Here is a 519-nt window from a genome sequence, read left to right as displayed (position 1 = left end):
AGCCCGCTGTATTGAGGGTGCGTCAGCTCGTTCCAAAGCGCGCGGCAGCGCTGGCCCAGCCAGGCATTGAGTTCCTCGAAGGAGTGAAACTGGCAGTCCTGGGCGTCTAGCCAGATACGCCTGCGGCTGTCTTGCACGTTCTTTTCAACGATGCCCTTTTCCCAACCAGCGGCGACGTTGCAGAAGTCCGGATCGAACAGGTAATGCGCGCACATCACCGCAAAGCGCGCATTCACCGCCCGGCCTTTGCCCTTATTGACCTTGTCGACGGCGGTCTTCATGTTGTCGTAGATGCCCCGGCGCGGCACGCCGCCCAAGGAGCCGAACGAGCGTGTATGGGCGTCAAATAACATCTCATGGCCCTGGCTCGGATACGCCACAAGCCAGAACGCACGGCTGGCACACAGCTTCAGATGTGCCACCTGCATACGCCGGTAAATGCCGCCGACCAGCAAGCCTTCCTCGCTCCAGTCAAACTGAAACGCCTCGCCAAGAGCAAAGGTCAGCGGCACAAAGGCC

Annotated in this window: 1 protein-coding gene; it reads right to left on the bottom strand. The window is 60.5% G+C overall.

The annotated features are described in order from the left end of the window. Positions 1–519: IS21 family transposase (gene istA, locus ACZRN6_RS36575; protein WP_464009971.1), on the bottom strand; the 519-nt coding region annotated here is incomplete at both ends.

The organism is Pseudomonas sp. A125 (assembly GCF_055409485.1).
Note: the sequence above shows the minus strand (reverse complement) of the source record. Positions and strands in the feature narration are given on the sequence as shown.